This window comes from Polaromonas sp. P1_G2 (assembly GCF_056405515.1).
This window is the reverse complement of the sequence record NZ_JBFUBY010000612.1, coordinates 1-741: the sequence shown is the minus strand read 5'-3', so window position 1 is coordinate 741 and position 741 is coordinate 1. Positions and strand designations below refer to the sequence as shown.

General features: G+C 60.6%; 1 protein-coding gene. It reads right to left on the bottom strand.

Features of this window, described 5'->3' with window-relative positions:
- Window positions 1-194: 194 nt before the first annotated feature.
- Window positions 195-741, bottom strand: a 547-nt coding sequence (locus AC1D0P_RS26510) for a substrate-binding domain-containing protein (RefSeq protein WP_477679453.1), incomplete at its 5' end; no start/stop codon positions are given.

Sequence of the window (741 nt, the reverse complement as noted above, 5' to 3'; positions counted from 1 at the left end):
CGGTGATCTTGCCTGCAAAGGCATGCGAAGCCGAAAGGCAGGCGGCAAGAGCCACGCCCGCAAAAAGAATGCGTTTCATCACGAACCTCCCCAGTGACCGCCGTCCATTGACAACGTGAGACAATTGAGTGTCAGAGTTGTCTCACGTTGTCAATTGGTGTTTTCAAGGACGTTTTGTCGCGACGTAGCTGGCTTTACATGGATGCGCGCTCGATGAAATGGCCCGCAAGGCGGAGGGTCAAGGCATCGCCCGGCCTGTCGATGGCATGCATCATCGCGCGCCGTCCCATCTCATAATAGGGCAGTTCCATGGTCGAAAGGCCCGGGCGCAGCAGGCTGGCGATCGGCTCGAGATTGTCGAAACTGGCGACGGCGACGTCACGGCCGACCCTCAGCCCCATCTCGGACAGCACCGAATAGACATCCATTGCAAGGGTATCCTGTCCGCAGAGGATGAGATCCGGCCGCTCAGGACCGGAAAACAGCCGCGGAAGGATCTGGTCGGAGATATATCTCGGCTGGTCGTCGTAGCCAGGCTTGGCGGCCGACTGGATCGAGCGCTTGACATCCAGCCCGCGGGCCGCCGCCGCCTCGATAAAGCCCTGGGCCCGCAACGAACTGGCGACAAGGTGGCCAGCCAGGTTGAGAAAGGCCGGGCGGCGGTAGCCCTTGTCGAAGATTATTGTGGCAAGATCGAAGCCAAGCTTGCGGTCATCGGGTATGACCGACGGCAGGCGCCCA